Origin of the sequence: Streptomyces sp. NPDC000345, assembly GCF_042898825.1 — a bacterium.
Lineage (GTDB): Bacteria > Actinomycetota > Actinomycetes > Streptomycetales > Streptomycetaceae > Streptomyces.
In genome coordinates this window covers 458,996-484,068 of the sequence record NZ_JBIAZE010000003.1, presented here as the reverse complement: position 1 = coordinate 484,068, position 25,073 = coordinate 458,996, and the positions used below count along the sequence as shown (strand labels likewise).

Here is a 25,073-nt window from a genome sequence, read left to right as displayed (position 1 = left end):
CGGCACCGGCGGCCTGGACTGCGAGGTGCCGTGGCCACCCTGGGACGGGCCACCCTGGGACGGGGAGCCCTGGGGCTGGGTGTCCCGAGGCGGGGTGTCCTGGGGCTGCGCGGCCGAGGGCTGCGCGGCCGGGGGTGGCGTGTCCTCGGGCGCGGAGCCCTCCGGCGGGGTGTCCTCGGGCGCGGAACTCGCCGGCGGGGTGTCCTGGGGCGTGGAGCTCGCCGGTGGGGTGTCCTGCGGCGCGGAGGGCTGGGGTGGGGTGTCCTGGGGTTGTGGGGGTGGGCCGAAGGTGCCCTGGGGGTGCGGGGGGCGGTCCTGGGGGGTGCCGGGAGGCCCCTGCGGGGGCTGGTGCGGCGGCGGCTGGGTCATGGCGTGGTTTACCTCGGCGGGATGCTCGGGGGACGACGGGACGGAAGGGATGTCGGGGGGATCCGGCCGGGCGCGGACGGCTTCCGCCGGTCCGCCCGGCTCGCCCGGCTCACTTGCCGTAGGCGAGCATCAGCTTCTCCTTCCCGTCGTCCTCGCCGGTCAGCTGGGTGGAGGAGAGGTACAGACGGTCGTCGACCCAGGCGCGGTCGCCGTCGTAGAAGCCGTCCTCGATGTCGATCGTGCTCTCGGGCAGCTGCAGCAGCGTCGTGGGGGTGTGGGCGGATCCGCTCGTCGGGATCGACACCACCCGGCCGCCCGCGTCGGACGACGGCTCGACGTAGGCGACGAGCTTGCCGCTCTCGGTCCGCAGCGGCGCCATCGCCTCGTCGGTGGGCGACTTCACCCGCCACTTCTCCTTGCCGGTGTCCAGGCTGATCGCGACGATCTCGTTGGCGCCGGTGGTCGCGTCGGTCGGCAGGTAGAGGGTGCCGGTGTCGGTGGCCGTGCCGAGGCAGCCGGTGAGGTCGCTGTCGAAGAGGGCCCAGCCGCACCGGGGGGCGAAGTCCTCGTCGACGGCGACCTGCGAGCGGAAGGAGCCGTCGGCCTTGAACGTCGAGATGTTCCAGGTGTTCTTGTCGTCGTTGGTGCTGTAGACGACCAGCGGGTCGAGGGAGTACACCCGCTCGGCCGACCAGCCCTTGTCGAACTTCTGGGTCCACTTGACCTTGCCGGTGGCCGGGTCCAGCTCCTGGAGCTCGTCGTGCTCGTCGGCCTTCAGGGCGGCGCAGGACGACACCATGACCAGCCGGGCGCCGCCCGCGAACGCCGACGGGAAGCACGAGTCGCCGTACTTCTGCTTGTCGTACAGCTTCTTGCCGGTGCGGACGTCGTACGCCACGCCGGACTGCGAGCGGCCCACCATCAGCGTGTCGCCGGCGAGGGACAGCCCGATGCTGCTGCCCACGCTGTCGAAGAGCTGGCCGTCCGGGACGTCGACGGTCCAGCCCTTGGCGCCGGTGGCGAGGTCGATCTGCTGGAGCTTGTCGCACTGGGCGCGGTCGCTGACGCCGCTCATGTACGCGACGACGATCTTGTCGTCGGCGGTCTTCTGCTGGGTGACCGCGCAGATCTTCTGCGGGAACGTGATCGGGTCCCAGGCCGGCTTCCCGTCGCCGACGCCGTAGGCGACGACCTCCTTGTACGCCGCCTTCACCGCCGCCTTGGACGTGATCCACATGCCGGGCGCCTCGGCGCCGTCGGCGGGCGCGTCCGGGGCCTCCTTGTACCAGAGCACCTTCGCCTCGCCCGCCTTGCGGCCCGCGTTCAGGTCCTGCGCGTCCGTGCCGCCGTCGCCGCTGCCGTCACCGGGGTTGACCGGGCTGTCGCTCGCGTTCGGCTTGTCGTCGCTGGGCCCGGCGACCGGCTTCTTGCCGCCGTCGTCGCCGCCGGTGAGGGCGAACACCGTCCCGCCGATCACCAGCAGCGCGGCGACCGCGGCGCCGACGACCATCGCGGTGCGCCCCTTGAAGGGGTTGCGCGAGCCGGGGCCGGGGGGCGGGGTGCCGGGGGCTCCGGGGTACTGCGGCGGGGCGGGCGGGTAGCCGTAGCCCGGCTGCCCGCCGTAGGGACCGGCGGGCTGTCCGTACGGTCCGGGCTGCGCGGGCTGCCCGTACGGCCCCGGCTGCTGCGGTGGTCCGTACGGTCCCGGCTGCTGGGGCTGTCCGTAGGGTCCCGGTGCGGCCGGAGCGCCGAACGGTCCAGGCTGCTGCGGGTAGCCGTATCCCGGCTGGGCGGGCGGCTGGGGCGGCATCTGAGGTGCTCCGAAACCACCCTGCTGCGGCGGCTGATCAGGCGGCTGGGCCATCAGCGTCTTCCCCCTTGTCACTGATTTTTGGCCAGCCCTTTGTATCACTCGGCACCGACGGCACAGCGGGCCGGATCCTGCCCTGTTCCCAAGGGAGGACCGGCCCGTGATGGCCTCGTTATGCGCCTTCACGCCCCCTTCACGCGGCGCGCGCGCCGCCCGTCCGCGTGCGCCTGAGGGCTATGCGTCCTCGGCCAGTTCCAGCCACCGCAGTTCCAGCTCCTCGCGCTCGCCCGCCAACGCGCGCAGCCCGGCGTCGAGTTCGGCGACCTTCGCGAAGTCGGTGGCGTTGTCGGCGATCTGGGTGTGCAGCTTGGACTCCCGCTCGGAGATCTTGTCCAACTGCCGCTCGATCCGCTGGAGTTCCTTCTTCGCGGCGCGCTGGTCGGCGGCGCTGCGCTCCGGTGCGGGCTTCGGCGCGGCCGCCGGGGCGGAGGCGGCCGCGGCCTCCTCCATGCGCTGCCTGCGCTCCAGGTACTCGTCGATGCCGCGCGGGAGCATGCGCAGGGTGGCGTCGCCGAGGAGGGCGTAGACCCGGTCGGTGGTGCGCTCGACGAAGAACCGGTCGTGGGAGATGACGATCATCGAGCCGGGCCAGCCGTCGAGGACGTCCTCCAGCTGGGTCAGCGTCTCGATGTCGAGGTCGTTGGTGGGCTCGTCGAGGAAGAGGACGTTGGGCTCGTCCATGAGGAGCCGCAGCAGTTGCAGCCGGCGCCGCTCACCGCCGGACAGGTCCCCGACCGGCGTCCACTGCTTCTCCTTGTTGAAGCCGAACGTCTCGCACAGCTGGCCGGCGGTCATCTCGCGCCCCTTGCCGAGGTCGACGCGCTCGCGCACCCGCTGGACGGCCTCCAGGACCCGCAGGTCCGGGTCGAGTTCGCCGACCTCCTGGGAGAGGTAGGCGAGCTTGACGGTCCTGCCGACGGCGATCCGGCCGCCCGCGGGCTGCGTCTCGCCCTCGGTGCGCGCGGCCTCGGCCATGGCCCGCAGCAGGGAGGTCTTGCCGGCGCCGTTGACGCCGACCAGGCCGATGCGGTCGCCCGGGCCGAGCTGCCAGGTGACGTGTTTGAGCAGCACCTTGGGGCCGGCCTGGACGGTGACGTCCTCGAGGTCGAAGACGGTCTTGCCGAGCCGCGAGGAGGCGAACTTCATCAGCTCGCTGCTGTCCCGGGGCGGCGGCACGTCCGCGATGAGCTCGTTGGCCGCCTCGACGCGGAAGCGCGGCTTGGAGGTGCGCGCGGGGGCGCCGCGCCGCAGCCAGGCGAGTTCCTTGCGGACCAGGTTCTGCCGCTTGACCTCCTCGGTGGCTGCGATGCGCTCACGCTCCGCGCGGGCGAAGACGTAGTCGGAGTAGCCGCCCTCGTACTCGTGGACGTCGCCGCGCTGGACGTCCCACATGCGCGTGCAGACCTGGTCGAGGAACCAGCGGTCGTGGGTGACGCAGACGAGCGCGGAACGGCGGACCTGGAGGTGCCGGGCGAGCCAGGCGATGCCCTCGACGTCGAGGTGGTTGGTCGGCTCGTCGAGGACGATCAGGTCCTGCTCGTCGATGAGCAGCTTGGCGAGCGCGATGCGGCGGCGCTCACCGCCGGAGAGCGGCCCGATGACCGTGTCGAGGCCCTGCGGGAAGCCGGGCAGGTCGAGCCCGCCGAAGAGGCCCGTCAGCACGTCCCTGATCTTGGCGTTGCCGGCCCACTCGTGGTCGGCCATGTCCCGGATGACCTCGTGCCGCACGGTCGCGGCCGGGTCGAGCGAGTCGTGCTGGGTGAGGACGCCCAGGCGCAGCCCGCCGGAGTGGGTGACCCGGCCGGAGTCGGCCTCCTCCAGCTTGGCGAGCATCCGGATCAGGGTGGTCTTGCCGTCGCCGTTGCGGCCCACGACCCCGATGCGGTCTCCTTCGGACACGCCGAGCGAGATGCCGTCGAGGAGGGTACGGGTGCCGTACACCTTGCTGACGTTCTCGACATTGACCAGGTTGACGGCCATTTCACTCCTGCGCATGGGGGTCGGTCAGCCTTCTAGCCTAGGGCCTTCCGGGCGAGGGGCGGGGCGCGAGGGGTTCGTCACTCTTTGTGATGACGTGGCCGAGAACGGGCCGCTACCGTTGAGAGCAGGCAGCAGGATCCCGTCCATGGGAGGAACCATGACCGCCGAGTCCGTACAGCACCGCGCCCAGTGGCCGGTGCCGCCGCAGGACGGCTACACCGTGGACGACCTGTTCACGCTGCCGGATCTCCCGCCGCACACGGAGTTGATCGACGGGAGCCTGGTTTTCGTGAGTGCCCAGCGGGACTTCCACAGCATTGTCGTCGACCTGCTGGTGAACGCGTTGCGCCGCACAGCACCACCTGAGCTGAAAGTCCGCCGGGAGATGACCGTCGTCATCGACCGCCGCAACGGCCCGGAGCCGGACATCTCCGTGGTCCGCGCAGAAGCGGTCAAGAGCCGGGATCAGACGTGCTACAAAGTCGCCGACGTGCTGCTCGCCATCGAAGTCGTGTCCCCCGATTCCGAGGCCCGCGACACCAACGCCAAACCGCAGAAGTACGCGGCGGCGGGCATCCCGCACTTCTGGCTGGTCGAGATGGCAGGCCAGGACGACCAGCCGGCCGTCCAGGTCTACGAACGCGGCGAGGCCACCGGCACCTACGCGCTGACCGGCATCTACCACGACCACGTGAAGCTCAGCGTGCCGTACGACATCGACATCGACCTGACCGCCATCGACGGGCTCTGAGCGGGGCGGCTCCTCAGACCACCCCCGCCCCCGCCGCCGGCGCCGTCGCCACGCGGACCGTGCGGCAGGTGCCGGAGGCGCGCAGGGCGTCGGCCACCGTCTCCCCCGCCCCCGGATCGCGGACGAGGAAGGCCGTCGTCGGGCCGGAGCCGGAGACCAGCGCGGCCAGCGCGCCCGCCCCCCGCCCCGCCGCCAGCGTGTCGGCCAGTTCCGGGAACAGGGACAGGGCGGCCGGCTGGAGGTCGTTGGAGACCGTGGCCGCGAGCGCGTCGGGGTCACCCGCGGCCAGCGCGTCGAGGAGGGCCTCGGAGGCGACCGGCTCGGGGATGTCCAGGCCCTCGCCGAGGCGGTCGAACTCACGGAACACGGCCGGCGTCGACAGCCCGCGCTCCGCCATCGCGAACACCCAGTGGAAGGTGCCGCCCACCTCCAGCGGGGTCAGCTTCTCGCCGCGCCCGGTGCCGAGGGCCGCCCCGCCGACCAGGCTGAACGGGACGTCACTGCCCAGCTCGGCGCAGATGTCGAGGAGTTCGTCGCGGGGGGCACCCGTGCCCCACAGCGCGTCGCAGGCCAGCAGCGCGCCCGCGCCGTCCGCGCTGCCGCCCGCCATGCCGCCGGCGACCGGGATGTCCTTGGCGATGTGGAGGTGGACGCGGGCGTCACGGTCGTACCGCTCGGCGAGGGCGAGCGCCGCGCGGGCGGCCAGGTTGGTGCGGTCCAGGGGGACCTGGGCGGCGTCGGGGCCCGCGCAGGTGACCCGGAGTTCGTCGGCCGGGGTGACGGTGACCTCGTCGTACAGACCGACCGCGAGGAACACGTTCGCCAGGTCGTGGAAGCCGTCCGCGCGCGCGGCGCCCACCGCGAGCTGGACGTTGACCTTGGCGGGCACGCGCACGGTGACGCTCACGCGGCGGTCTCCTTGTTCTCGGCGATCCGGGCGAACTCCTCGACGGTGAGCGACTCGCCGCGTGCCTGCGGGGACACCCCGGCGGCGACCAGCGCCGCCTCGGCCGCGGCGGCCGACCCGGCCCACCCGGCCAGCGCGGCGCGCAGCGTCTTGCGCCGCTGCGCGAACGCCGCGTCGACGACGCCGAAGACCTCGCGCTTCGACGCCGTGGTCCTGATCGGCTCGGTCCTGCGGGTGAGCGAGACGAGCCCGCTGTCGACGTTCGGGGCCGGCCAGAAGACGTTGCGGCCGATGGCACCGGCCCGCTTGACCTCGGCGTACCAGTTGGCCTTCACGGACGGCACCCCGTACACCTTCGAGCCGGGTGCGGCGGCGAGGCGGTCGGCGACCTCCGCCTGGACCATGACGAGGGTGCGCTCGATGCTCGGGAAGGTGTCGAGCATGTGCAGCAGCACGGGCACGGCCACGTTGTACGGCAGGTTCGCGACCAGCGCGGTCGGGGCGGGGCCCGGCAGCCCGCTCACGTGCATCGCGTCGGAGTGCACCAGCGCGAAGCGCTCCGCGCGCTCCGGCATGCGCGCCGTGATCGTGGCGGGCAGGGCGGCGGCCAGGACGTCGTCGATCTCGACGGCCGTGACCCGGTCGGCGACCTCGAGGAGCGCGAGTGTGAGGGATCCGAGCCCCGGCCCCACCTCGACGACCACGTCGTCGGGGCGCACCCGCGCGGTGCGGACGATCCGGCGGACCGTGTTCGCGTCGATCACGAAGTTCTGGCCGCGCTGCTTGGTGGGGCGTACGCCGAGGACCGCCGCGAGTTCACGGATGTCGGCGGGACCCAGGAGGGCGTCGGGGGTGGGGCTGCTCACGGGACAAGGGTACGGGGCGGCGGTCGGCCGTTCGTCCGTGCCGGTGTGCCCCTCATCGGTACAGGTGTGCCCCGCAGTGCGGCCAGGGGCTCGCCCCCCGCCGGACGTACAGCTTCTTCGCGCGGTACGTCTGTTCCGCCGCCGGGGCGTCCTGGGGGCGGCCGGTGCCGCCGAGGCTGTGCCAGGTGCGGGTGTCGAACTGGTACAGCCCGCCGTACGTGCCGGAGGAGTCGACCGCGTCGGGGCGGCCGCCGGACTCGCAGGCCGCGAGGCCCTGCCAGTCGAGGCCGTCGGTGCCCCGCACGGACGTCGGCAGCGGTTTGGTGCCGACCTTCACCACCTGCGGACGCGGCGCGCGCACGACCTCGGCCCTGACCCGCCGCGGCTTCTGCCGCACGCCGTTGACGGTGCGCAGGGAGTACGTGACCCGCCGCAGCCCCGGCCGGCCGGCCTGCTCCACGACCTCCGTGCCCCGGAAGAGGTAGGGGTCGTCGGTGCGCCGCACGTGGAACGGGACCGGCTCCTCGTGCACCTCCTTGGTGCCGGTGATCCGCAGCACCGTCACCGTCTGCCCGTCGCGCGGGAAGCTGCCGGGCGCCACGGAGGTGGTGTCCTGGCCGCGCAGGGTGATCCCGGCCTCCTCGACCACCTCGCGCACGGTCGCGGCGTTGGTGCGGATGGTGCGGGCCCGGCCGTCGGCCATGACCGTCACGGAGCGCTCGGTGCGCACGTCCAGCGTGAGCCCCTCACGGCCGATGCGCCGGGTGCGGGCGAGGGAGAGGTGGGCGCCCTCGGCGCGCACCCCGAACTGTTCGAGCGCCGCCTCCACCGTGCGGGCCGTCGTCCACAGCTGGTGCCGCTGTCCGTCGAGGGTGAGCCGTACGGGACGCCCGTAGTGCACCGCGACCTCGTCGCCGCTGGACAGGGCCGAGCCCGGGGCGGGCGCCACCAGGTCGTGCGGGCCCAGCGCCACGCCCTCCTCGGCCAGCAGTTCGGTCACGTCGTCGGCGAAGGTGTGCAGGGTGCGCTCCTTGCCGTCGACGGTCAGCTCCACCGCCTTGTCCTCGGCGACGAAGGCGGTGGTGCCGCCGGCCAGGAAGGCGACGACGAGGGCCCGCGGCAGCAGGCGGCGCAGCGGGGAGCCGGGGCGCTCGGCGGCCCGTGCCCGTCGCCGGCGCGCGGCCCGCCGGCCCGGTCCCGGGGGCACCGGTGCGCCCTGCCGCGGCAGCAGCGGCGTCGGGAGCTGGAGCGTCGCGGGCGTGGACGGGGTCGGGGACGGGGACGGGGTCGGGGGCGGCGGCGGAAGCGGAGGCGGCGGCGGGAGGGGGGCCGGCTCCTCTTCGTACGCGGGCCGGTAGGTGTCGGCGTACGCCCCGGGCGCCGCGTACACGCCGTAGGCGAGCGTCTCGGCGCTGTGCAGGTCCACGTACGGTCCACCGCCGCCGTGGGTCTCGTGGTCGAGGTACTGCGCGTTGCTCACGCCGACACGCTCCAGGGGTGGGTCCGGATCGGGCCCCCAGAACCTAGCGGAGCCTCAGTCACTCTCCAAAGCGACGCGGCTACCCAGAGTGTGTTCGGTGCGTCAGTAGCCGAACGCCCGTGCGGTGTTGGCGGCGAGGGCCGTGGCCAGCGTGTCCTCGTCGACTCCCCGTACGGCGGCCATCGCGCGCACGGTGACGGGGACCAGGTACGGCGCGTTGGGCCGTCCCCGGTAGGGCGCCGGGGTGAGGAAGGGGGCGTCGGTCTCCACCAGGACCAGCTCCAGCGGGGCGACGGCGAGGGCGTCGCGCAGGTGCTGGGCGTTCTTGAAGGTGACGTTGCCGGCGAAGGACATGAAGTACCCGGCGCGGGCACAGATCTCCGCCATCTCGGCGTCGCCGGAGTAGCAGTGGAAGACGGTGCGCTCGGGGGCGCCCTCCTCCTTCAGGACGCGCAGGACGTCCGCGTGGGCGTCGCGGTCGTGGATGACCAGCGCCTTGCCGTGCCGCTTGGCGATCTCGATGTGGGCGCGGAAGGAACGCTCCTGCGCCTCCTTGCCCCCGGGGCCGGTGCGGAAGTAGTCGAGGCCGGTCTCGCCGACGCCCCTGACCTGCGCGAGCGCCGCGAGCCGGTCGATCTCGGCGAGCGCCTCGTCGAGCGCCGCCGCTCCCCCCGGCTCGCGCGCGCCCTGCCGGGACCAGCCGTCGGGGTCGCCGTGCACGATCCGCGGGGCCTCGTTGGGGTGCAGGGCGACCGCCGCGTGGACGTTCTCGTACGCGGCGGCCGTCTCCGCGGCCCACTGCGAGCCCTTGATGTCACAGCCCACCTGCACGACCGTCGTCACCCCGACCGACGCGGCCTTCGCGAGGCCCTCCTCCACCGTGCCGGATTGCATGTCGAGGTGGGTGTGGGAGTCGGCGACCGGCACCCGCAGGGGGGCCGGCAGGGGCGGAGCGGCGTTCTTGTCCTGCCGGCCGGGCCGGGCGGAGCTGTGGGAAGGCATGCTCCGATCCTACGGAAGGAGCGCACCTCGCCCGGCGGGCGTCGCGCTCAGCCCGCCTTGCGGTGGAAGGGGTGCAGGAGATCCGACAGGTGCCAGTGGTGCGGCTCCTTCGGCTGCTGCTCCCCGGCCGCCGGCACCGGCGCCTGAACCGGGCCCGCCGGGGGCGTCGGGTGCGTGCGCCGGGCCGCGCCGAGGACCGACGAGACCTGTCCGGCCCGCATGATGCGCACGACGTGCCCGTCGCAGTTCTGGCACGCGGGGCGGCTCAGCGGGGACGGCACGACCCGGCCGTCCGCCACGTACCGCACGAACTCGAGGCCGTCCGCGTCGAGGTGATGCTCTATCTCGTACGACTGTTCCCAGCCGTGCCCGCAGCGCATGCAGGCGAAGGAATACGACTCGTTGACCACGGCGGTCGCCCCGTTGCGAAGGCCGGTGTGCCCTGTGATCTCACTCATGGCCAGCTCCTGTTGTCCGCTGGAGGGACGCTCAAGTCCCGCACCCCAGTGGACGCCTCGCCCGGAGCGAATGCACCCGACCTGTGCACTATTGAACCCGATTTGGACGTCCCTTGCCCTGACGCCCGGCCGTCTTTGCCCGCACATGGGGCGCATGCTCATACGACATGCGCCCTGCTCAGAGGGGGTGTGAGTCCCTTCACGGCCCCCTGTTGACCCACGTCACAGCTTCCCCGCGTTCTTCGCCGCCACCACCGCGTCGAACACCTCCCGCTTGGGCAGCCCCGACTCCGCCGCGACCGCCGCGATGGCCTCCTTGCGGCGCTCGCCGGCCTCCTCGCGCACCCGCACCCGCCGCACCAGTTCCGCCGCGTCGAGCTCCTCGGGTCCGCGCTCGGGCGCGCCGGAGACGACGACGGTGATCTCGCCGCGCACGCCCTCCGCCGCCCACTGCGCCAGCTCGCCGAGCGGCCCGCGCCTGACCTCCTCGTACGTCTTGGTCAGTTCCCGGCACACGGCGGCGCGCCGGTCCGCGCCGAACACCTCGGCCATCGCGGCGAGCGTGTCGTCGAGCCGGTGCGGGGCCTCGAAGTACACGAGGGTGCGCCGCTCCCCGGCGACCTCCCGCAGCCGCGACAGCCGCTCCCCCGCCTTCCGCGGCAGGAAGCCCTCGAAGCAGAAGCGGTCGACGGGCAGCCCGGACAGCGCGAGCGCGGTGAGCACGGCGGACGGGCCGGGCACGGCGGTGACCCGCACGTCCCGCTCGACGGCCGCGGCGACCAGCCGGTACCCGGGGTCGGAGACGGACGGCATGCCCGCGTCCGTGACGAGCAGCACACGGGCGCCGCCGAGCAGGTCCTCGACGAGTTCGGGCGTGCGGGCGGACTCGTTGCCCTCGAAGTACGACACGATGCGCCCCTTGGGTGTCACCCCCAGCGCCTGCGTCAGCCGGCGCAGCCTGCGGGTGTCCTCGGCGGCGACGACGTCGGCACCGGCCAGTTCCTCGGCGAGCCGCGGCGGTGCGTCGGACACGTCCCCGATGGGCGTGCCGGCGAGAACGAGGACTCCGGGCGCGGTCGCGGAGTGGGTTCCGAACGTGGATCCGGGCGGGTTTCCGGGGGCAACTGTCACGTTTCCATCCTCGCAGGGGGCGACGCACGGGACTCACACAGACCTGTTCCCTACGATGGCGCGGTGACCAGTACCGCGTCCTCCATGGACTCCACGGGCTCCACTGACCACCGGCCCGCACCGACCGCGCACGACCAGGCGTCCGACCAGCGGCCGTCGTCGTGGCAGCTGCGGCTGCGCCGTTTCGGATACACGGCGGAGCCCGCGGGCGACGTGCGGGAGCGGCTGGTGCCGCCGTACGCGCGGCCCGGCTCCCGGCTGTGGCAGACGCTCGGACTGCCGCCCGTGTGGGCCGACCGGATCACGCGCTGGTCGGGCTGGGGCGGTCCGCTGCTGGTCACGCTGATGGCGGGCGTGATGCGGTTCTGGAACCTGGGCAACCCCAAGCGGGTGATATTCGACGAGACGTACTACGCCAAGGACGCGTGGGCTCTCGTCCACCGCGGGTTCGAGGTCAACTGGGACAAGAACGCCAACGACGCCATCCTCTCCTCGGGCGGCCACGTGCCCGTCCCGACGGACGCGGCGTACGTCGTGCATCCGCCCGTCGGCAAGTACGTGATCGGACTGGGCGAGCTGATCTTCGGGTTCGACCCGTTCGGCTGGCGGTTCATGACGGCGTTGCTCGGGACCCTCTCGGTGCTGATGCTGTGCCGGATCGGCCGCCGCGTCTTCCGCTCCACCTTCCTCGGCTGCCTCGCGGGCGCGCTGATGGCGGTGGACGGGCTGCACTTCGTGATGAGCCGTACCTCGCTGCTCGACGGGGTGCTGATGTTCTTCGTGCTGGCGGCGTTCGGCGCGCTGGTCGTCGACCGCGACAAGGCGCGCGAACGGCTGGCGGCGGCGCTCCCGCCGGACGTGGACGGCCGGGTCCGCCCGAACGCGCACCTCGCGGAGACCACGCGGCTGGGCTGGCGCCCGTGGCGCTGGGTGGCGGGTCTGATGCTGGGCCTGGCCATCGGCACGAAGTGGAACGGCCTCTACATCATGGCCGCGTTCCTCCTGATGACGCTGTTGTGGGACGTCGGCTCGCGCAAGGTGGCCGGCGCCCGCCACCCGTACGCGGCGGTGCTGAAGCACGACACGGGCCTGACGTTCCTGGCCACGGTCCCGGTCGCGCTGGTCACCTACCTGGTGTCGTGGACGGGCTGGATCCTCTCCGCGGACAACGGGTCGGGCGGCTACTACCGCAACTGGGCGGCCACCGACGGCAAGGGCGGCAACTGGACCTGGCTGTTCCCGGACTGGCTGCGCAGCCTGTGGCACTACGAGCACGAGGTGTACGAGTTCCACACCCACCTCACCTCGCCGCACAACTACCAGTCGAACCCGTGGAGCTGGCTCGTCCTGGGCCGCCCGGTCTCGTACTTCTACGAGTCCCCCTCGCCCGGCACGGACGGCTGTCCGGCGGACGCGGGCGAGAAGTGCGCGCGCGAGGTCCTCGCGATCGGCACCCCGCTCCTGTGGTGGGCGGCCTGTTTCGCGGTCCTGTACGTGCTGTGGCGCTGGCTGCTGCGCCGGGACTGGCGCGCGGGCGCGATCGCCTGCGGCATCGCGGCCGGCTACTTCCCCTGGTTCATGTACCAGGAACGCACGATCTTCCTCTTCTACGCCGTCGTCTTCCTGCCGTTCCTGTGTCTGGCGGTGGCGATGATGATCGGCGCGATCGTCGGCCCACCGGGTTCGAGCGACACCCGGCGCGTGGCGGGGGCGACCGGCGCGGGCGTCCTGGTGCTGCTCATCGCCTGGAACTTCATCTACTTCTGGCCCCTGTTCACCGGCACCGCCATCCCGATCGACGACTGGCGTTCACGTATGTGGTTGGACACCTGGGTCTAACGATTCCGAAAACTGCCGTCCCGCGCGCCACCCTTTCCGCTTACTGTGAGCCTGACCAGAGCTTTCTGAACACGTTCAGAAACTGCCCGTAAGGGCACAACGGGGAGGGTTCGCACATGCGCAAGGGGGCAAAGGCGGCGATAGTCGGCACGGTGTTCGCCGTGATGGTGGGCGGAGCCGGCTACGGCGCCTTCAACATCGTGAGCGCGGTGGGCGGAGGCGGCGGTCCGGGGTCGGGCGGGGGGCCCGCGCCCAGGCGGACCGGCCCGCCGAGCGGCGCCGAGGTGAAGGAGACCAGCACCAAGTTCTTCGCGGCGTGGGAGAAGGGACAGGCCGCCGCGGCGGCCGCGCTCACCAACAACGCCGGGAAGGCGGAGCCGCTGCTGACCTCGTACGGCGCGAGCGCGCACATCACCGGGGTGAAGATCACACCGGGGGCCGCGGTCGGGGACAGCGTGCCGTTCACGGTGAGGGCGACGGTGTCGTACGGGGGGAAGTCGAAGCCGCTCGCCTACGAGAGCGGGCTGACCGTGGTGCGGGGGATCACCACCGGGAAGGCGCTGGTGGACTGGGAGCCGTCGGTCGTCCATCCCGAGCTGAAGGACATGGACGACACGCTGGTCACCGGCGACTCCGCGACACCGCCGATCGAGGCGGTGGACCGCGACGGCAAGGTGCTGACCAAGGAGAAGTACCCCTCCCTGGGGCCGATCCTGGACGAACTGCGCGCCAAGTACGGCGACAAGGCGGGCGGCACGCCCAGTGTCGAACTGACGATCCGCCACGCCGCCCCGGAAGCCGCCGACACCGCGCTGCTGACCCTGTCGAAGGGCAAGGCCGGCAAGCTGCCCACCACGCTCAGCGCGCGCGTGCAGGCGGCCGCGGAGCGGGCGGTGCGCAAGTACGGCGAGTCCTCGGTGGTGGCCGTCAAGCCGAGCACCGGTGAGGTGCTGGCGGTCGCCAACAACCGGACCGACGGCTGGAACGCGGCGTTCCTCGGGGAGGTGGCGCCCGGCTCCACCATGAAGATCGTCAGTGCGGCCACCCTCATCGACAACGGGATCACCACGGCGAACGGACCGGCGCCCTGTCCGGCCGAGGCGGTGTGGCAGAGCCAGACCTTCCACAACATCAAGGACATGGCCCCCGACGAGAAGGCCACCCTCTCCGCGAGCTTCGCCCGCTCCTGCAACACGGCCTTCGTGAAGTTCGCCGACGAGGTGAAGGTCGAGTCGCTCACCGACGAGGCCAGGGACCGCTTCGGGATCGGCCTCGACTGGAAGACCGGCATCCCCTCCTTCGACGGCTCCGTCCCGGCCTCCGGCGGCCCGGACACCGCGGCCAACCTGATCGGGCAGGGCCAGGTCCAGATGAACCCGCTGAACATGGCGTCGGTGACGGCGACCGCGATGACGGGCGCCTTCCGGCAGCCGGTGATCGTGCCGCGCGGCCTCGACGGCCGTGAACTGGCCACGGCGCGCGGGCTGCCGGCCGGCACCGTGGCGCAACTGCGCGCCATGATGAACCGCACCGCGACCAGCGGCACCGCCGCCGACGTGATGTCCGGGCTCCGCGGCCAGATCGGCGCGAAGACCGGCTCCGCCGAGGTCGACGGACAGGCCAGGTCCAACAGCTGGTTCACCGGATACCGCGACGACGTGGCCGCCGCCGCCATGGTCCAGGACGGCGGTCACGGCGTCGACGCCTCCGGACCGATCGTCGCGCAGGTGCTGCGCGCGGGGTGACGTGTCCCCCCGAGCCGCTGGTTCAGTCCTGTAACAGCTGGGTGGCTGACGTCACACGTGACGTCACCCCCACAGGACGGGACTCTAGGGTGGTTGTCGTCGTTGGGGTGAGTGAGGGCAACGAGGGCAGCGGGGCTCGGGGTGCCCCTGGGGATCTCGGAGGATCAGCAGTGGGCAAGAGAAGGCGCGTCGACGAGCGGCGCAGCAAGCGGCGGCCCGTCGTCCTCGGCGGCATGATCGCGGTCGTCGTCGGCGGCGCCGGGCTCGGTGTCTACGCGCTGTACGGCGGGGGTGCGGCGGCCGAGGACGGTTCGGCGGCCCGGGCCGAGAAGAAGCCGGCGGTGAAGACCGGCCCGCTGTCGGCGACGGAGGTCACGACCGCGGCGCGGACGTTCCTCACGGCCTGGCAGCAGGGCAAGGTGGCGCGGGCGGCCGCCGTGACCGACGACTCCACGGCCGCCACCGCCCTGCTCACCGGCTACACCAAGGAGGCCCGCATCACCGGCGTCACCCTCACGGCGGGCACCCGTACGGGCGACACGGTCCCCTTCTCCGTGAAGGGGACGGTGACCTACAAGAAGGTCAGCAGGCCGATCTCGTACGACAGCGCGCTGACCGTCGTGCGGCGGGCGAAGGACGGCAAGCCGCTGGTCGACTGGCACGCGTCCGTGGTGCACCCCGATCTCGCCGACGGCGACACCCTGGTGACCGGCGAGGCGGGCGACCCGCCCGTCACCGCGCTCGACCGGGACGGCGGTGAGATCACCGCCGCCGAGTACCCCTCCCTGGGCACCGTGCTGGACGGGCTGCGCGAGAAGTACGGCAAGAAGGCGGGCGGTACGGCGGGCGTGGAGCTGCGCGTGGTGCGCGGCAAGGCGTCGAAGGCGAAGAAGTCCTCCGACAAGACCCTCCTGGAGCTCAGCAAGGGCACCCCCGGCAAGGTGCGGACCACGCTGAGCCCGGCCCTTCAGGCCGCCGCGGAGCGGCAGGTCGCGAAGTCCTCGCGCGCGTCCGTCGTCGTCCTGCGCCCCTCCACCGGCGAGATCCTCGCGGTGGCGAACACCAACCACGGTTTCAACACGGCCTTCAACGGCTCGCTGGCGCCCGGCTCCACCATGAAGGTCATCACGTCGTCGCTGCTCATCGAGAAGGGCCTGGCGTCGGCGGACAAGGGGCACCCGTGCCCGAAGACGTTCACCTACGGCGGCTGGAAGTTCCACAACGACGACGACTTCCAGATCAAGGGCGGCACCTTCAAGGCGAGCTTCGCCCGCTCCTGCAACACGGCCTTCATCAGCCAGGCCGGCAAGCTCGACGAGGACAGCCTGACCAAGCAGGCGCAGCAGGTGTTCGGCCTGTCGATGAACAACTGGGCGATCGGCGTGCCCAGTTTCGACGGCTCGGTGCCGGTGCAGTCGGCGGCCCAGATGGCGGCCTCGCTGATCGGGCAGGGCGGGGTGCGGATGAACCCGCTGAACATGGCGTCGGTGTCCGCGACGGTGAAGACGGGCACCTTCCACCAGCCGTACCTGGTCGCGCCGTCGGTCGACGACCGCACCCTCGCCACGGCCTCGCGCTCGATGTCCGCGTCCACGCTGTCGCAGCTGCGGGAGCTGATGAACTACACCGCCGCGTACGGCACCGCCGCCGAGGCGATGTCCGGCCTCGGCCCCGACTACGGCGCCAAGACGGGCTCGGCGGAGGTCGACGGGCAGTCCAAGCCGAACGGCTGGTTCACCGCGTATCGCGGCGACCTCGCGGCTGCGGGCGTCGTCCAGGCGGGCGGGCACGGCGGCGACACGGCCGGCCCGATCGTGGCGTCCCTGCTGCGGACGGGCGGCTGAGCCGCGACGGTCAGCGGGTGACCGGCTGCGCGGCCATGTACGTGCGGCGCAGGAAGCGCAGGAGCGTCTTGGACTCGAACTGGACGACGGAGACGCCGTGCGAGGAGTGGAACTCGACCACGGCCTGTACCCGGCCGCACGGCCACACCCGCACCTCTCCGGTGCCGGTGGGCGCGCGCAGGCCCTGTTCGAGGAGGGTGCGCTCGAAGGTCCACTCGTGCCGGCCGGGAAGCCCGACGCGCACCGAGCGGGGGTCGTTGTCGGGGTCGTAGCGCAGGACCACGGGGACGGCCGCGCGCTCGTCCTCGACAAGGTCCGCGTCCGTGACGATGTGGGCTCGTGCGTACTGCTCGACTACAGACATCGAACCGCCTCTCACCCTGCGTGAGCTGTGGGGAGGCTGTGCGTTCACTCCCCCTCCAATGTCGCATATTTTCCGGAATGCGCCCCTCCGTGCAGGCGTATCTCACATGTGCGATACCCGGAGGGGGCGCGAAAGAGGCATGCACACCCCCGAGCACCACGCACAAGCGTCTCGCTCTTGCGAACGGTTCGCATTAAGCCACTATCATCGAACGGTGCACGTACCCGACGGATTCATCAACGCCCCGACCTCCGCCGTGACCGGAGTCGTCGCCGCGGGCGCCATCGCCGTGAGCCTGCGCGGCGCGCGCCGTGAGCTCGACGAGCGGACGGCGCCCCTGGCGGGCCTGGTGGCGGCGTTCATCTTCGCCGTGCAGATGCTGAACTTCCCCGTCGCGGCGGGCACCAGCGGCCATCTGCTGGGCGGCGCGCTCGCCGCGATACTCGTGGGCCCCTTCACCGGGGTCCTGTGCGTGTCCGTGGTCCTGCTGATGCAGGGCATCCTCTTCGCCGACGGCGGCCTGACCGCGCTCGGGGTGAACATCGCCGACATGGCGATCGTGACGACGGTCGTGGCGTACGCCGTCTTCCGCGGCCTGGTGAAGGTGCTGCCGCGCACCCGCAGGTCCGTCACCGTCGCGTCCTTCGTCGCCGCCCTGCTGTCCGTCCCCGCGGCGGCCGTGGCGTTCACCTTCGTCTACTGGATCGGCGGCACCACCGACGTGGCGATCGGCAAGGTCGCCACCGCGATGGTCGGCGTGCATGTGCTGATCGGCGTCGGCGAGGCCGCGATCACCGCGCTGACGGTGGGCGCCGTGATCGCCGTACGGCCGGATCTCGTGTACGGCGCGCGAGGCCTGCGGCAGAGGCTCAAGCTGCGGGTGAACGGCGCGCTCGTCGACGTACCCGCCGCCGAGGGGGCGCGCACGGCGCCCGTGGCGGCGCGCACCTCCCGCGGCACGCTCTGGGCGACCGGTCTCGTCACCTCCCTCGTCCTGGCGGGCTTCGTCAGCTTCTACGCCTCCGCGAGCCCGGACGGCCTGGAGAAGGTCGCCGCCGACCAGGGCATCGACCGGAAGACCGAGAAGCACGCGTCCTCCGACTCCCCGCTGGCCGACTACGGCGTCAAGGACGTGACGGACGCCCAGCTGTCCGGCGGGCTCGCGGGCGTGATCGGGGTCGGCGTGACCGCCGTCGCGGGCAGCACCGTCTTCTGGGTGGTGCGCAGGCGCCGTGCGGCGGACGTCTCCCCCACCGCCGCAGAGAACGTCTGACGCCGTGGGTGCCGATGGGGGTACCTCCCGCGCGAGCGCATTCGAGCGTGGGGGAGCCCACAGGCTCTACCGGCAGGGGCACTCGCCCGTGCACGGCCTGCCGCCGCACACCAAGCTCGCCGCCGCCTTCGCCTTCGTGGTCGTCGTGGTCTCCACGCCCCGGGAGGCGATGTGGGCGTTCGGGCTGTACGCCGTCCTGCTCGCCGTCGTCGCGCGTCGCGCGCGCGTGCCGGCCGGCTTCCTGCTGAAGCGGCTGCTGATCGAGGTGCCGTTCGTCGCGTTCGCCGTGCTGATGCCGTTCGTGGCGGAGGGCGGACGGGTGGACGTCCTCGGGCTGTCGCTGAGCGTCAACGGTCTCTGGGGCGCCTGGAACGTCCTCGCCAAGGGCACCCTGGGCGTCGCCACCTCCGTACTCCTCGCGGCCACCACGGAACTGCGGGAACTCCTGCTCGGCCTCCAGCGGCTGAAGCTGCCCCCGCTGCTCGTGCAGATCGCGTCCTTCATGATCCGCTACGGCGATGTCATCACCGACGAGATGCGGCGGATGCGGATCGCGCGCGAGTCGCGCGGTTTCGAGGCCCGGGGCGTACGGCACTGGGGTGTGCTCGCGAAGTCGGCGGGCGCGCTGTTCATCCGCTCCTACGAGCGCGGGGAGCGCGTGCACCTGGCCATGGTGAGCCGGGGGTACGCCGGTTCGATGCCGGTGATCGACGAGGTGACCGCGTCCCGGGCGCAGTGGTCGTACGCCCTCGCCCTCCCGTTCGCCGCCCTTGTCGTCTGCGTGGTGGGATGGGCCCTGTGAGTACTGCTTCCCTGGAGGTCTCCGGCCTCGCCTTCGCCTACCCCGACGGCCACCAGGCCCTGTTCGGCGTGGACTTCTCCGTCGCGCGCGGGGAGCGGGTCGCGCTGCTCGGGCCGAACGGCGCCGGCAAGACGACCCTCGTGCTGCATCTCAACGGCATCCTGACCGGCGGCGCGGGCACCGTCACGGTGGCCGGCCTGCCCGTCGGCAAGCGGCACATGGCCGAGATCCGGCGCAAGGTCGGCATCGTCTTCCAGGACCCGGACGACCAGCTGTTCATGCCGACGGTCCGCGAGGACGTCGCGTTCGGCCCCGCGGCGGCCGGGCTGAAGGGCGCCGAGCTGGAGGAGCGGGTGGACCGGGCACTGGCGCAGGTCGGCATGTCCGCCTTCAAGGACCGCCCGCCGCACCACCTGTCCTTCGGCCAGCGCCGCCGGGTCGCCGTCGCGACGGTGCTGGCCATGGAACCGGAGATCCTCGTCCTGGACGAGCCGTCCTCCAACCTCGACCCCGCCTCCCGCCGCGAACTCGCCGACATCCTGCGCTCGTTGGACGTGACGGTCCTGATGGTCACCCACGACCTGCCGTACGCGCTGGAGCTGTGCCCCCGCTCCCTGATCCTCAGCGAGGGCGTGATCGCGGCGGACGGCCGGACGGGCGAACTGCTGGCCGACGAGACCCTCATGAACGCCCACCGTCTGGAGCTGCCCTTCGGGTTCGACCCCCGCTCCGTGACAATGGGCGCGTGACGAATGGGCGCGTGACCAACGAAGAACCGGTGGGCGAGCGTGCGCCGCTGCTCGACGAGCAGCTGTGCTTCGCGCTGTACGCGGCCCAGCGCGCGGTGACGGCCGCGTACCGGCCGCTCCTGGACGAGCTGGGGCTCACCTATCCGCAGTACCTCGTCCTGCTGGTGCTGTGGGAGCACGGCGAGACGACGGTCAAGGAGCTCGCGGCGGCTCTGCGGCTCGACTACGGCACGATGTCGCCGCTGCTGAAGCGCCTGGAGGGGGCGGGTCTGGTGCGCCGGGAGCGCTCGGCGCGGGACGAGCGCACGGTGCTCGTGGCGTGCACCGTGCGTGGCGAGGAGCTGAAGGGGCGCGCGGCGCGTGTCCCCGGTGCGCTGCTGACGGCGACGGGGCTGGAGGAGGCGGAGGTGGCGCGGTTGCGCGAGGAGTTGTGGGGGCTCGCGGAGCGGGCGCACACCGCGGCGGACCGCGGCCGGTAGCCCCGACCCGAAGTTACCCACGGTTACCACCCCCCTGCCCGGTCACAACATCCCTACCGGCCGGTACCTTGTGCACGATGTAATTCCGGAAAGTTCCTGGGGGAGGTCCCGCCGTGACCGAAGGCGCCGCCGTCGACAACGCCGCCGTCGACACCCGTCCGACGAAGATCATGTACGTCGCCGAGGCGACCGCCCACGGCGGCCGCGACGGGTATGTGACCAGCCAGGACGGCCAGATCGAGCTGAAGGTGGCGATGCCGCCGGAGCTGGGCGGCGACGGCAACGGCACCAACCCGGAACAGCTCTTCGCAGCCGGCTACAGCTCCTGCTTCCACAACGCGCTGATCCTGGTCGGCAACCGGGCGGGCTACGACCTGACCGGGTCGACGGTGGCGGCGAAGGTCGGGATCGGCCCGAACAAGAGCAAGGGCTACGGGCTGGCGGTCGCCCTCAGCGTGTCCCTGCCCGTCCTCGACCAGGGCCTCGCCGAGAAGCTGGTGGACGCCGCCCACCAGGTGTGCCCGTACTCGAACGCCACCCGCGGCAACATCGATGTAACGATCATCCTCGGCTAGCGGAACCCAGGAATCGCAGGCTCGTCATCGAGGTTGACCCCAGGGTCGAAGGCGAGTCGAGAGGAACGTACGAACGTGGGCGTGGACGTGAACGGTGCGGTGGCCGAGGGGTTCGAGCCGGTCCGGGAGGCGTTCGTACGGAACTTCGAGGTGCTCGGGGACCGGGGCGCCGCCGTCGCCGTCTACCGGGACGGACGCAAGGTCGTCGACTTGTGGGGCGGGACCGGGGACGTCGACGGAACGGCCCCCTGGGAGCGAGGCACCGCGCAGGTCGTGCGGTCCGCGACCAAGGGCGTCGCCGCCGCCGTACTCCTGCTGCTGCACCAGCGCGGGCACCTGGACCTGGACGCGCCCGTCGGCACCTACTGGCCGCAGTACAAGGCGGCCGGCAAGGAGCGCACGCTCGTGCGGGACCTGCTCGCGCACCGCGCGGGCGTGCCCGTGCTCGACCGGCCGCTGACCCCCGCCGAGGCCGCCGACCCCGACCTCGGCGCGGCGGCGGTCGCGGCGCAGACGCCCGCGTGGGAGCCGGGGACCGGCCACGGGTACCACGCGCAGACGTACAGCTGGCTGACGGGCGAGCTGGTGCGGCGGGCCACGGGCCGGGGCATCGGGGAGTGGATCGCCGACGAGATCGCCGGCCCCGTCGGGGCCGACCTGTGGCTCGGGCTGCCGCAGGCGCAGAGCGCGCGCGTCGGGCGCGTGGGACAGGTCGACGCGCCGGTGCGGCCCGGCGGCCTGCGGACCCGCCCCAAGCAGTCCGTCACCGACGCCTACGCCGACCCCGGCTCCCTCACCCGCCGCGCGTTCGCCGCGATCACCCCGCTGCCCGACGAGAACGACCCCGCCTACCGCGCGGCCGCCCTCCCCGCCTCCAACGGCATCGCCACCGCCGACGGCCTGGCCCGCTTCTACGCCGCGCTGATCGGCGAAGTGGAGGGCGGGGTAAGGCTGTTCACACCGGAGACGGTCGAGCTGGCGCGCGCCGAGCAGTCCGCGGGGCCCGACCGGGTGCTCGTCGTGAACACCCGGTTCGGCCTCGGGTACATGCTGCACGGCGGCGCGTCCCCGCTGCTCTCCCCCGCCTCCTTCGGCCACCCGGGCCGCGGCGGCGCCCTCGGCCTCGCCGACCCCGAGTCCGGCATCGCCTTCGGCTATGTCACCAACGGCTTCCGGACGAGCGTGACGGCGGACCCGCGGGCGCAGGCGCTGCTGCGGGCGGTACGGGCGGCGATCGCCGGCTGAGCCGGGCCTCGCGCCGTACGGGGGCCGGGACGTCCTCTACATGTTGATGGGATGAGACGTCCGCCCCGACGCGTCGTCGATCTCCTCGTGGGCCTTGGTCAGCAGCTCCATGGCCAGCTCGTTGAGTGCGCGGGCGCCCGCGATCTCCTCGCCGACCCGGGGCTGGTTGGCGTCGATCCGGTGACGGCTGGCGCGCCCGTGCGCCCGTACCTCGCTCCCGTCGGGCAGCCGGACCAGCGCGGCGGCGCTCGTGTGCTGGTCGTCCTCCTTGAACTCCAGCTCGACGTGCCATCCCACAGCGGTGTGCATCATGTCGATCACCTCCGGAACTCCTGCTTCCAGGGTGCTCCTCCGGACGCCCGGCCGCACCCATACGGACCGGAAAGACGGTTGCCGCGAGGACGCGCCGGACACTAGCGTCGGGCGGGTGACTGCCGGGTCGGCCATGGGCCACGCACGAGTGAGGCGCCCGGCCTCGGCGTGAGCCCGGGGCGGGCGAGAGGCCCGCCGTTCCCCTCCGCGTCTTCCGACATCCCAGGACAGCATCCAAGACACGGAGAAACCGGCTCACATGACCCCATCCGTCCGGCTCGACCACCACGCCGTCCACGCGAGCGACCGCCACCTGTCGGCCGAGTTCCTCGCGGCGGTCCTCGGCCTCACGGTCGGCGCCCCCTTCGGCCCCTTCCTCCCCGTGGACCTCGGCAACGGCGTGACCCTCGACTACCACGAGAAGCGCGACGAACCGATCCAGTCCCAGCACTACGCGTTCCTCGTGCCGGAGGAGGAGTTCGACGGCGTGATCGCCCGGCTGGAGGCGGTCGGCGTGCCGTACTACGCCGACCCCCACCACACCGAACCCGGGCGGATCAACCGGCTGTTCGGCGGCCGGGGCGCGTACTTCCCCGACCCTGACGGCCACAACATGGAGATCATGACGCGACCGTACGTCCGCCCGTAGCGGCAGCGGGGCGGTCAACCGGCGTGCAGCATCAGCCCGATGCCGAGGACGAGCAGTCCGGCGGCGGCGACACGCGGCGCGCCGAACCGCTCCTTGAAGAAGAGGGCCCCGATCGCGGCACCGACGATGATCGACGACTCGCGCAGGGCGGCCACGGGGGCCAGTTCGGCGCGGGTCTGGGCCCACAGGACGAGGGCGTAGGCGGTGACGGACAGGGCGGAGCCGATCAGGCCGAGGGTGGCGAAGGGGCGCAGGACGGCGACGGTCCCGGCGCGCCAGCGGGTGACGGCGTACGCCGGGATCACCACCCCCTGAACGGCCATCAGCCAGGCGATGTAGCCCAGGGAGGAGCCGGAGGCGCGGACGCCGAGGCCGTCGACGACCGTGTACCCGGCGATGGTCAGCCCGGTCGCCAGCGCGGCGCCGATCGCCGCCCAGTCCGGCCGCCGGCCGCGCAGCCCCCACAGGGCGACGCCGGTCAGGCCCGCGCAGGACAGCGCGATGCCGGCGGCCGCCCAGCCGTCGGGCACCTCGTGCGCGAAGACGGCGGCCAGGACGGTCACCACGAGGGGCGCCGAGCCGCGCGCGATGGGGTAGGCCTGGCCGAAGTCGCCCAGCCGGAAGGACCGCATCAGCAGCGCGTAGTACGCGATGTGGATGACCGCGGAGCAGAGCAGATACGGCCACGCGCCGGCCGCCGGGACGGCGACGAACGGCGCGAGGCCGAGCCCGATGAGCATTCCGCCGCCGGCGATCAGCGTGAAGCCGACCAGTTTGTCGGTGATCCGGTGGGCGATGGCGTTCCAGCCGGCGTGGGTGACCGCGGCCAGCAGGACCGCCGCGGTGACCGCCGGCGTCACGAGGTGCGCTCGCGTACGTCCACGAGGGTGGCGGCGGCGTGGGTGACAAGGGCGTCGGGGGCGATGGGGAAGACGGCGTGCGGGTTGCCGGCCGCGGCCCACACGATGTCGTGGGCGAGCAGACTCCGGTCGGCGAGGACCCGGGTGCGCGTGCGGTGCCCGAAGGGCGGCACTCCCCCGATGGCGTACCCGGTCGTCTCCCGTACGACGTCGGCGGCGGCCCGGGTCACCTTCCGCGCCCCGAGTTCCGTGCGCACCCGCTCCACGTCGACCCGGGACGCCCCGTCCATCAGCACCAGCACCGGCTCCCCGTCCGCGGCGAAGATCAGCGACTTGCAGATCTGGCTCAGCTCGCACCCGATCGCGGCGGCGGCCTCGGCGGCGGTGCGCGTCGCGTCCGGGAAGCGGCGGACACGGGAGTGCAGTTCGTCGAGCCCGAGGTCGTGGAGGGCCTCGGCGAAACGGGGATGAGCGCCGGCTGTGGTCGTCATGCACCGCACGCTAGCGGTCGCCGTACGGGGCACGCGACGGGGTTACGGCCGGTCCGGGGCCCCTCTCCGTACCGGGAACCGCAGGCTGTGAGGGACGAGGAGCAGGTCCAGCGCGACCGGTGTGCCCTCGCCGGCGACGTCCTCGGGGGCCGGGCCCGCCCGGACGGGCAGGCGGACGGGTGAGCGGGCGGCCGGCGCCCCCGGGGCGAGGAGCCGCGCCATGGGTGATGCCATGCCGAAGGCGGCGCGTCCGGCCGCCTGTGCGGGGGCCGGACGCGCCGCCGTTCCGGACGCGGTGCTCAGGCGTGGGCGGGCTCAGCGGCCGTCGCGGTCCCAGCCGTGGTGACGGTCGCCGCCGTGGTGACGGTCGCCGTCGTGGTGACGGCCCCAGCCGTGGTGACGGTCGCCGCCGTGGTGGCGGCGGTGGCCCCACGACTCCTCGTCGACGAGGCGGTCGCGGTCGTTGCGCAGGGTGGCGGTGTCCGAGCGGTTGTCCCACACCTCCCGGTGGCGGTCCTGGAACAGGTCGGTGCGGGTGTCGCGGCCCTCACCGCTGTGGATCCGGACGGTGGCGCGGGCGGCCAGGCGGAAGTGGTCGAAGGTGTAGGTGTCGCCGTCCTCGTTCGACAGCACCCACCCGTCCAGGTTGACCGCGTGGCGGGTGGTGTTGGTCAGCTCCACCCACTCCTTGTTCAGCGAGCGGTTGGAGCGGTCGTCACGACCCGGCGCGTCGTACTGCACGGCGCTGATCTCCACCTTCGGCCAGTCGGCGCGCGGGTGGCCGGCGGCGGACGCCGGCATCGCCACGGCCCCGATCACGGCGGCGGCCCCGAGCGTGGCGGCGGCCAGACGACGGGCGGAAACAACGGAAGCGGACACAAGGTCTCCTTGCTTTGTGCGAGTTGCGGCTACATCGGCCGCAGAACCCACACTTGACCATCACACGCGGCGTACGTACCTGAATGACGCCTCACGTTACGAATCATCCATATTCCGGTGACAGTAGGCTTCTTCGTCCATCTATGTACTGAA

Annotated in this window: 24 protein-coding genes; 11 read left to right on the top strand and 13 right to left on the bottom strand. The window is 72.5% G+C overall.

Going from position 1 to position 25,073, the window contains the following annotated elements:
- Positions 1 to 478 precede the first annotated feature (478 nt).
- Together ACFY30_RS09705 and ACFY30_RS09700 are read right to left on the bottom strand one after the other, a co-directional pair.
- The gene (locus ACFY30_RS09705; protein WP_390844603.1) at positions 479 to 2,233 is read right to left on the bottom strand and encodes a PQQ-binding-like beta-propeller repeat protein; all 1,755 of its coding nucleotides are present in this window, start codon (positions 2,231 to 2,233) and stop codon (positions 479 to 481) included.
- A 180-nt stretch (positions 2,234 to 2,413) separates the two neighbouring features.
- Positions 2,414 to 4,219 (bottom strand): ABC-F family ATP-binding cassette domain-containing protein, encoded by a 1,806-nt coding sequence (locus ACFY30_RS09700; RefSeq protein WP_390844602.1) that lies wholly within the window; start codon positions 4,217 to 4,219, stop codon positions 2,414 to 2,416.
- 157 nt (positions 4,220 to 4,376) lie between these two features.
- Between ACFY30_RS09700 and ACFY30_RS09695 the strand changes: the two genes are divergently transcribed.
- Positions 4,377 to 4,970 (top strand): Uma2 family endonuclease, encoded by a 594-nt coding sequence (locus ACFY30_RS09695; RefSeq protein ID WP_390844735.1) that lies wholly within the window; start codon positions 4,377 to 4,379, stop codon positions 4,968 to 4,970.
- 13 nt (positions 4,971 to 4,983) lie between these two features.
- Here ACFY30_RS09695 and ACFY30_RS09690 read toward each other — a convergent pair whose 3' ends face one another.
- The 6 genes from ACFY30_RS09690 to rsmI all read right to left on the bottom strand — a co-directional run bounded on the left by ACFY30_RS09690 (position 4,984) and on the right by rsmI (position 10,814).
- Positions 4,984 to 5,877: a 4-(cytidine 5'-diphospho)-2-C-methyl-D-erythritol kinase gene (locus ACFY30_RS09690; RefSeq protein WP_390844601.1), complete on the bottom strand. Its 894-nt coding sequence runs from the start codon at positions 5,875 to 5,877 to the stop codon at positions 4,984 to 4,986.
- Positions 5,874 to 6,743 carry a 16S rRNA (adenine(1518)-N(6)/adenine(1519)-N(6))-dimethyltransferase RsmA gene (gene rsmA, locus ACFY30_RS09685; RefSeq protein WP_390844600.1) on the bottom strand — a complete coding sequence of 290 codons (870 nt, stop codon included), beginning with the start codon at positions 6,741 to 6,743 and terminating at the stop codon, positions 5,874 to 5,876. Before rsmA ends, ACFY30_RS09690 begins: the two co-directional genes overlap by 4 nt.
- 52 nt (positions 6,744 to 6,795) lie before the next feature.
- Complete coding sequence (locus ACFY30_RS09680) at positions 6,796 to 8,223, bottom strand: ubiquitin-like domain-containing protein (RefSeq protein WP_390844599.1); 1,428 nt, start codon at positions 8,221 to 8,223, stop codon at positions 6,796 to 6,798.
- A 102-nt stretch (positions 8,224 to 8,325) separates the two neighbouring features.
- Positions 8,326 to 9,225: a TatD family hydrolase gene (locus ACFY30_RS09675; protein ID WP_390844598.1), complete on the bottom strand. Its 900-nt coding sequence runs from the start codon at positions 9,223 to 9,225 to the stop codon at positions 8,326 to 8,328.
- A gap of 47 nt (positions 9,226 to 9,272) precedes the next feature.
- Entirely contained in the window at positions 9,273 to 9,683 is a 411-nt protein-coding gene (locus ACFY30_RS09670; protein WP_390844597.1) for a hypothetical protein, read from the bottom strand.
- Positions 9,684 to 9,905: 222 nt separating this feature from the next.
- Positions 9,906 to 10,814 carry a 16S rRNA (cytidine(1402)-2'-O)-methyltransferase gene (rsmI, locus tag ACFY30_RS09665; RefSeq protein ID WP_390844596.1) on the bottom strand — a complete coding sequence of 303 codons (909 nt, stop codon included), beginning with the start codon at positions 10,812 to 10,814 and terminating at the stop codon, positions 9,906 to 9,908.
- Between the two features lie 63 nt (positions 10,815 to 10,877).
- On the opposite strand from rsmI, the gene ACFY30_RS09660 reads away from it, so the two are divergent.
- From ACFY30_RS09660 to ACFY30_RS09650, 3 genes are all read left to right on the top strand, one after another.
- Entirely contained in the window at positions 10,878 to 12,653 is a 1,776-nt protein-coding gene (locus ACFY30_RS09660; protein ID WP_390844595.1) for a dolichyl-phosphate-mannose--protein mannosyltransferase, read from the top strand.
- Positions 12,654 to 12,769: 116 nt separating this feature from the next.
- Complete coding sequence (locus tag ACFY30_RS09655; protein ID WP_390844594.1) at positions 12,770 to 14,398, top strand: penicillin-binding transpeptidase domain-containing protein; 1,629 nt, start codon at positions 12,770 to 12,772, stop codon at positions 14,396 to 14,398.
- A 170-nt stretch (positions 14,399 to 14,568) separates the two neighbouring features.
- Positions 14,569 to 16,242: a penicillin-binding transpeptidase domain-containing protein gene (locus ACFY30_RS09650; RefSeq protein ID WP_390844593.1), complete on the top strand. Its 1,674-nt coding sequence runs from the start codon at positions 14,569 to 14,571 to the stop codon at positions 16,240 to 16,242.
- Between the two features lie 10 nt (positions 16,243 to 16,252).
- On the opposite strand, the gene ACFY30_RS09645 is transcribed toward ACFY30_RS09650, so the two are convergent.
- Entirely contained in the window at positions 16,253 to 16,606 is a 354-nt protein-coding gene (locus ACFY30_RS09645; RefSeq protein WP_390844592.1) for an SsgA family sporulation/cell division regulator, read from the bottom strand.
- A gap of 214 nt (positions 16,607 to 16,820) precedes the next feature.
- Here ACFY30_RS09645 and ACFY30_RS09640 point away from each other — a divergent pair, with 214 nt between their 5' ends.
- From ACFY30_RS09640 to ACFY30_RS09615, 6 genes are all read left to right on the top strand, one after another.
- Complete coding sequence (locus tag ACFY30_RS09640; RefSeq protein ID WP_390844591.1) at positions 16,821 to 17,879, top strand: energy-coupling factor ABC transporter permease; 1,059 nt, start codon at positions 16,821 to 16,823, stop codon at positions 17,877 to 17,879.
- Positions 17,880 to 17,883: 4 nt separating this feature from the next.
- Complete coding sequence (cbiQ, locus tag ACFY30_RS09635; protein WP_390844590.1) at positions 17,884 to 18,681, top strand: cobalt ECF transporter T component CbiQ; 798 nt, start codon at positions 17,884 to 17,886, stop codon at positions 18,679 to 18,681.
- On the top strand, positions 18,669 to 19,430 hold the full coding sequence (locus ACFY30_RS09630; RefSeq protein ID WP_390844589.1) for an energy-coupling factor ABC transporter ATP-binding protein: 762 nt from the start codon (positions 18,669 to 18,671) through the stop codon (positions 19,428 to 19,430). Before cbiQ ends, ACFY30_RS09630 begins: the two co-directional genes overlap by 13 nt.
- Before the next feature lie 11 nt (positions 19,431 to 19,441).
- Complete coding sequence (locus ACFY30_RS09625; protein WP_390844734.1) at positions 19,442 to 19,909, top strand: MarR family winged helix-turn-helix transcriptional regulator; 468 nt, start codon at positions 19,442 to 19,444, stop codon at positions 19,907 to 19,909.
- A 170-nt stretch (positions 19,910 to 20,079) separates the two neighbouring features.
- Entirely contained in the window at positions 20,080 to 20,484 is a 405-nt protein-coding gene (locus ACFY30_RS09620) for an organic hydroperoxide resistance protein (protein WP_390659489.1), read from the top strand.
- Between the two features lie 81 nt (positions 20,485 to 20,565).
- Positions 20,566 to 21,729 carry a serine hydrolase domain-containing protein gene (locus tag ACFY30_RS09615; protein WP_390844588.1) on the top strand — a complete coding sequence of 388 codons (1,164 nt, stop codon included), beginning with the start codon at positions 20,566 to 20,568 and terminating at the stop codon, positions 21,727 to 21,729.
- 36 nt (positions 21,730 to 21,765) lie between these two features.
- Here the strand turns inward: ACFY30_RS09615 and ACFY30_RS09610 are convergent, their stop codons facing one another.
- Positions 21,766 to 22,041, bottom strand: coding sequence for a DUF1876 domain-containing protein (locus ACFY30_RS09610; RefSeq protein ID WP_390844587.1), 276 nt, complete (start codon positions 22,039 to 22,041; stop codon positions 21,766 to 21,768).
- Between the two features lie 259 nt (positions 22,042 to 22,300).
- Between ACFY30_RS09610 and ACFY30_RS09605 the strand changes: the two genes are divergently transcribed.
- Positions 22,301 to 22,690 (top strand): VOC family protein, encoded by a 390-nt coding sequence (locus ACFY30_RS09605; protein WP_390844586.1) that lies wholly within the window; start codon positions 22,301 to 22,303, stop codon positions 22,688 to 22,690.
- Positions 22,691 to 22,704: 14 nt separating this feature from the next.
- Here the strand turns inward: ACFY30_RS09605 and ACFY30_RS09600 are convergent, their stop codons facing one another.
- The 3 genes from ACFY30_RS09600 to ACFY30_RS09590 all read right to left on the bottom strand — a co-directional run bounded on the left by ACFY30_RS09600 (position 22,705) and on the right by ACFY30_RS09590 (position 24,920).
- Positions 22,705 to 23,550: an EamA family transporter gene (locus tag ACFY30_RS09600; protein ID WP_390844585.1), complete on the bottom strand. Its 846-nt coding sequence runs from the start codon at positions 23,548 to 23,550 to the stop codon at positions 22,705 to 22,707.
- Positions 23,547 to 24,041, bottom strand: coding sequence for a YbaK/EbsC family protein (locus tag ACFY30_RS09595; RefSeq protein ID WP_390844584.1), 495 nt, complete (start codon positions 24,039 to 24,041; stop codon positions 23,547 to 23,549). Before ACFY30_RS09595 ends, ACFY30_RS09600 begins: the two co-directional genes overlap by 4 nt.
- 315 nt (positions 24,042 to 24,356) lie before the next feature.
- Positions 24,357 to 24,920, bottom strand: coding sequence for a lamin tail domain-containing protein (locus tag ACFY30_RS09590; RefSeq protein ID WP_390844583.1), 564 nt, complete (start codon positions 24,918 to 24,920; stop codon positions 24,357 to 24,359).
- Positions 24,921 to 25,073 lie beyond the last annotated feature (153 nt).